3 protein-coding genes are annotated in these 6,572 nt (G+C 37.8%); all 3 read right to left on the bottom strand.

Annotated features, from left to right (window positions below; translation table 11 throughout):
• The coding region (locus ABZB17_RS18980; protein ID WP_372652539.1) for a hypothetical protein at positions 1-548 on the bottom strand (548 nt) is incomplete at its 3' end.
• A gap of 152 nt (positions 549-700) precedes the next feature.
• Positions 701-2,284, bottom strand: coding sequence for a SusD/RagB family nutrient-binding outer membrane lipoprotein (locus ABZB17_RS18985; protein ID WP_372652541.1), 1,584 nt, complete (start codon positions 2,282-2,284; stop codon positions 701-703).
• A gap of 19 nt (positions 2,285-2,303) precedes the next feature.
• Positions 2,304-5,567: a SusC/RagA family TonB-linked outer membrane protein gene (locus ABZB17_RS18990; protein WP_372652543.1), complete on the bottom strand. Its 3,264-nt coding sequence runs from the start codon at positions 5,565-5,567 to the stop codon at positions 2,304-2,306.
• Positions 5,568-6,572: the final 1,005 nt, after the last annotated feature.

Raw genomic sequence — 6,572 nt, forward strand, 5'->3', positions numbered from 1 at the left:
ATGGTAGAACCTTCCCCTTCAAGATACCATTCCACCTGTTCCTTCTGGTATTTAAATCCTGAGCGTGAGCTAACATCTTTGGCAACAACTAAGTTTTTATACCAGCCTTTTGTACATTTTACTTTGTTGGAATAGATAAGCTGCACATAGGCTGGTTTTATTTTTTTGTTTGTGTTGGGAATAAAAATATACTCATTAATAACAATGGTGTCTACAATTGAGGGGGTGAGTATTATTTGTTTTTCAGCTCCATTTAGGTTGGTGAAGTTGAGAATAAACTCCTGCTTTTCAATATTATATTTTACGCGTTGTGCTTCAAATCTTTTACTTTCCAAAAAAATATCCGCCCAAAACTCCTTGTCACTTCTCCAAAACGGATGCCCATAATGATCGAGGTAATAGGTAGAACTTTTTTTACCATTTATAAGAATGCTGTTTAGCCCATATTGTTTGTCGTATTCCTGTTTAAGCGAATCGATTGTGATGGATTGCCCCAAAGCCAATTTTGCAATACAGCAAAAACAAAATATGATGGATAATAAACGCATTTGAAGAAAACAGGTTTATAGTGATTGTATGGTTTTAGATTGGTTCAGTTTTAGCAATTACTGCTGCAATTGTATTTTTGAAAAAAAGAATAGCCAGATAATTTATCCGGCCATTCCTTTTTATCATATTTTAGTTATAGGTCTTTTGTAATTTAATTTACATCCCACCATAATTTCGAATAAATAACATCACCGTTGCTTAAAGCATTAGCAGCTACTTTTCGATTTGCACCGTTCAGGGTTTGTTCCTGAGCCGGGTATCTCATTCTGAAAGGAAGATCATCAACTTCCTCAACAAGTGGAGTAAATACTTTATCTAACCAGGTGTCGCCTGTTGGGTCGTATACACTGTAATCCGAATAAGGCTGAATTAAAGTTTTAGGATATCCTGTACGACGATAATTCATCCATGCCGTATGACCTTGCATATATAATGCGATAAAGTTTTGCGTAAGTACATTTTCCATATTTGCGGCAGGTACTGCAGCAATGTAGGCATCGATATCAGCATCGTCAACACCCCATTTTTCCATTGAAGCGCGAATACCTTTTTCGTACCAGGTTTGATCCCAACCATTCAATTCACTTTGGATGAAACATACTTCAGCATATTCCATCAAAGTTTCAGAAAAATTGGGCGTTTCAATAATGGCCGTTCCAGGTAAAGACTCAATACTAAAGGTAGCAGCATCAGCAGAACTTTCAGAAATGAACATACCAACATAATCGCCGTTTTTGTTTTTCTGAGCGTATTTATGAATCCTTGGATCCATAATTCCGAGGAATGGATTAGGATTAGATCCTGTGGTTACATCAGTGTGCGAATGATCAACCAGATTTTCACCTTTTAACAGTGTAATAAAACTGTGTCCGACTGCAAAGTCACTACGGTTATCAACATTCCATGCTCTGTACATAGGAGAAGCATTTTTGTCGCTCGACTCGTATTCAAACATGGCGTTGTCATCGTTAGATGTAAATACACCCGACGAAATTGCATCGTTGATATGAGTTGTTGCCAATGATGAATTTACTCCACTAATTTTATTGGCAATTCTTAAACGTAATGATTGGGCAAATTTTTCCCATTTGGCAACATCTCCATTGAATACATTGTCTCCGGCCATACCTGATTTGCTTGCATCCAATTGATCGGCAGCTTCATCCAATTCGTTAAGAATATCCTCAATGATTTTTGCCTGTGTTGCATAAACCGGGCTTAAAACGGTTTCGTCATCTCCATAACCGGCCACTCTTAATGCTTGAAAATCAGGATCATCCGAACCGTAAGAATAGTAAGGAATATCTCCCCAAGTGTCTACCATTAAGTTGAATAACCAAGCTAACATTATACGGCAGGTTGCAATCTGGTTTTGGTTATCACCTGAAGCAGCAGCAGCAGCTTTGGTAGCTTCATCTTCATTTAAACGAATAATTTCTCTGAAGTTCTCGGCAATCTCATAAAAAGTATTTTGAGTTTGACGCATCGATTCTCTATAAACATAGCGATCTTCATCACCATATTCCGATTGTTGCCAGTACTGCATCGTAGCATATGTGAATCGTCCGGAAAACCAGGTATCCTGAGTGGCATCCACAACTCTCTTCATATTGTTATTAAACAGCGCAGAAGTAGGCACACTACTCGGTGCATTTGGATTATCCATGTAATCCACATCACACGCCACCATGAATAGTATCAGGCAAAATGCTATTAGTGTTTTTATATTTCTCATTTTCAATAATTTTTAAAGTTTAAAAGTTCAATTTCAAGTTAATACCATAAGTTCGGAACATTGGTTGTAAACCTCCTTCTAAACCTTGAACGTTTCCTGAACCGTTAGCAGCCATCTCAGGATCGAAACCATCTTTAGCCAAGCCCCAGGTAAATAAATTTTTACCGTAAACTGAAATTCTTGCGTTATTTACGATTCCATTAAACAAACTTTTAGGAATATTATAACCTAAAGTTACTTCTCTTAATTTAACATAGTCTGCATCGAATATTGACTGTGCACTAGGATAACCAAATCCATGGTAGTGTCTTGCACCCCATCCGGCTGCCGAAACGTATTTTTCGTTAGGAGCAGTGTTGGTAACAGTGTAAGTACCGTCATCATTCCAGGTAACGTCTCCAGTTACACCTTCTAATTTGATACCACCACCAGCGTCAATATCGTCACGAATTTCATTTCCTTTGTCGTTAACACCTGCAGTTTCAGCATACATACCTGAGTACATGCCCCACATGTGAGAAAGCGAGTAGAAAATTCCACCTTTACGGATGTCAATTAAGAAATCCAATTCGAAGTCTTTGTATGTAAATCCGTTGCGAATACCCAATGTATAATCAGGAAGTACCGAACCAATTGGCACAAGATCAGGAGTAGACTCATAGTATCCGTTTGAACCAATTACTTTGTTACCTGCATCGTCATAAATAAAGTTGGTTCCCCACAAAGTTCCATAGGTATCTCCTTTACTGGCTCTTAAGAATACACCACCGAATGGTGCTCTTTGAATATCAAGAGACAGAAGTTCGTTTTCTCCTTCTCCATATAATTTCTCCATCGTATTGTTCACTTTGGTGTAGTTGAACATCATGTTCCACTCAAAATCTTTCGTACGAACCGGAGTAACTCCCAATGCAATCTCGATACCTTTGTTGGTCATTTCACCTGCATTAATGAATTTTGAAGCATAACCTGTAGCCTGCGATACTTGCAATGGCATAATTTGGTCAAAAGTTGTATTGTCAAAGTAAGTAGCACTTAAGTCAATACGGTTATCAAATAAGTTCAAATCCAAACCTATTTCTTTTGATCTTGTTGTTTCTGATCTTAAATTTTCATTTAAAAGATCATCCGGGACAAATACACGCGGTGTATTCATAAAGGCACCATCAGTATTATAACTGTATGTCGCGTAAACATTGTAAGGATCGGTATCGTTACCAACTTCAGCCCAACCTAAGCGAACCTTACCCATGTTTAACCACTCCACTCCTTCTAACAATTCTGAAAATACGAAACTACCTGAAACTGAAGGATAGCTGTATTTGTTATTGTTGGCTGGAAGTGTTGAAGACCAGTCTGTGCGATAAGTGGCTTCCACAAATACCATATTGCGGAATCCAACAGAAATTTGACCAAATACTGAATTTACCTCTTTCTCATTGGTAATGTCGTTAATCAAAGCAGGATCAACCGAGTTTAACAGGTTGTATACACCAGGAACAACCAAACCACCAGAAGATTGACCACGTAAGAAATCGTAGCGCAATTGTCTTTTGTTTAAACCAACTAATCCCGAAAGATCGAAATCATTAATTTTTTTCGAGTAAGTTAAAATTCCTTCATAGTTAAATTCAGAATTTTCGCGAACGGCTTCATAGTAACCTGGTGTTGCCTGCGAACCAACTGCGGTTCTTTCACGAATAGTGAAATTATAGTAGTCACCATAAACGCTACCTTTCAGAAGTAAGTTTTCAATAATTTCGTAAGAAGCTGAAACTCTACCGTAAAAACGGTTACGAGCATCATCCGAATAGTTTTCGTAGGCCGTCCAATAAGGGTTATCTGAATATTTTGGATGTGGATCAGTGAACGACTTACGGTTCCAGGTAATCATTTCTCCTGTTGATGTTTTGTAGTTCTTTAGTCTTTCGAAATCCAACTGACGCTGTCCCCACTGGAAGAATTTCTGACCAACAGAATTGTCACCATATCCTACCTCTGGACGCCCCATGGCTTTTGTGTTCACATAAGTCATACTACCATCTATTGATAACTTATCAGTTAGATTTGCATTGGCAGAAACTTTAAAGTCGTGCTTGTTTTGAGTCGCGTTGGGCATCGTACCGTTTACATCAGTGTATTTGTAGGCAATACGCAATCCATAATCCTCGCCTGTTTTATTGATACCAATAGAAGTAGTAGAAGTAACACCGGTTTCCCAGAAGTCTTCTACATCGTTTGCCGGAGCAACCCATGGCCGGGTTTCTTTAACCGAACCATCTTCGTTGAATCCGTCCCAGTGTACAACACTGATATTTGGATTGTAACGTGGTCCCCATGATTCGTCAACCTGGTACTGCGGATGTAAATAAGTAGTTCCACCAACAGTTATTTGTTCGAAACCGTTAACACCACCGTCTTCATCAGAAATAATAGCACCACCACCATATTTGCGTTGCATGTCTGGTATAGTAGCTACACTTTCGAAACCAACATTCTGACTGAAATCAACAGAAAAACCTTTTCTCCCTTTACGGGCACTTTTTGTTGTAATTAAAACAACACCGTTTGCTGCTCGAGAACCGTACAAGGCAGCTGCAGCACCTTTAAGTACCGAGATATCTTGAATTTCGTCAGGATTAATATCATTCAACATGTTACCATAGTCGATACCACCACCACCAGAGGCAGCACCTGCGCCATTGTAATTCGAGTTATCCATAGGAATTCCATCAATAATAAATAGTGGCTGGTTTTCCTGAGTAATTGAATTGGCACCGCGAATAAGGATACGGCTTGAACCGCCCATGTTGGTAGAAGAAGCAACCTGAACACCTGCAACACGACCTGACAACGCACTTACCGCATCAGTTTGTTGTACTTTATTCAGTTGTTCTCCGTCAACTTCCTGCGCAGAATAACCTAATGCTTTTTTCTCACGCGAAATACCCAAGGCAGTAACAACAACCTCATCAACACCAATTGACTGAGGCTCAAGTGCTACAGAAACATTAGAAACACCTTCAATACTCACTTCCTGAGTTAACATCCCAACAAAACTGAACATTAAAGTTTGAACATCCTCAGGTACTCTCAGCTCAAACACTCCATCAATATTAGTGACAGTTCCAAGCGTTGTACCTTTTGCAGAAACCGAAACTCCTGGTATTGGCATATCATCCTCAGTAGAAGTAACAGTACCTGTTACTGTCCGCGTTTGAGCATTGACTACCAAATTACCCATGAAAAGGAGAATCGATAAAAAAATCGCAATTTTTTTCATAGAAATAATTTTAAGTTATTAATTAAAGTGCATAAAAATTGTTTTTACCTTTTTTTATTCATGTTTAAGAAAAACCGGGAGGATTTAAGATTCTACGAAGGGTAATTGTGAGTAAATGTAGAGTGAGTACCTCCCGGTCATATCTTTTCACCAGATCAACTTTTGTTTCAACTCTGATATCTCCTATCTTCAAAAAGTAATTTTTCCTATTCCCTTCCATTCAGAAAAATTTATATAAGATTAGAAAGCTTTTTTCTTTATTATAGTCTCTTTGTCCAACTGCAAAACCCGACTAATTGTTAATTTTTTTAACAGTTAACCAATTTCACAAACGTATTCAACCACATTTTTCACCTCGACTCGCGAGTTACGTCAATGCAGAACACCAATCGGCAACTAATTATTGAACCGATTTAGATACAACCTAAAATCTTGATTTAAGATAAAATGAATGATACCTCCCTTCATAGAAACTCTTTTAAGCAATAATTAAACAGCATTTAATATTGTAATTACTGAAAGGATTCCCCCAAATCCTTATATCCAGCATTACCACTCACAATACAGAACTTTTAATTCTTCTTTGACAATTACAAATATTAAAAGAAGATTTGATTTTTTAAAGAAACTGTAAGTTTATTTTCAAATTGACTGTCAAATAGATTATAACTGAATTGTAAAAAAACAACTAAAAACACAGCAGAGACACACATATATACCTATGTATATGGCAATTACAAAATCATATATCCAACTTATGATCTTTTCTCTAAATATATGATTTTTGTCATGTATTCAATAAACAAAAGAAAAGCCGGTAAGAAAACTTACCGGCCGCTCTTTAATTAATAACCTAAAGGCCCTCAACAGGGTCAATAAGTGTTTTAAATATTATTTATCCCACCAAATGCGGGTTTCCATAACATCTTCTCCCTGACGAGCAACAGCTGCTCTTACATTTTCTTCGTTCAGGTCGTACTCGTTTTGCGTATATGCACGACGACG

Origin of the sequence: Draconibacterium sp. (assembly GCF_041583095.1) — a bacterium.
In the GTDB taxonomy this organism is placed as follows: domain Bacteria; phylum Bacteroidota; class Bacteroidia; order Bacteroidales; family Prolixibacteraceae; genus Draconibacterium.

What these genes read in the sequence shown, in the direction of transcription:
- ABZB17_RS18985 (WP_372652541.1), bottom strand. Translation starts at nt 2,284, where the DNA reads ATGAGAAATATAAAAACACTAATAGCATTTTGCCTGATACTATTCATG.
- ABZB17_RS18990 (WP_372652543.1), bottom strand. Translation starts at nt 5,567, where the DNA reads ATGAAAAAAATTGCGATTTTTTTATCGATTCTCCTTTTCATGGGTAAT.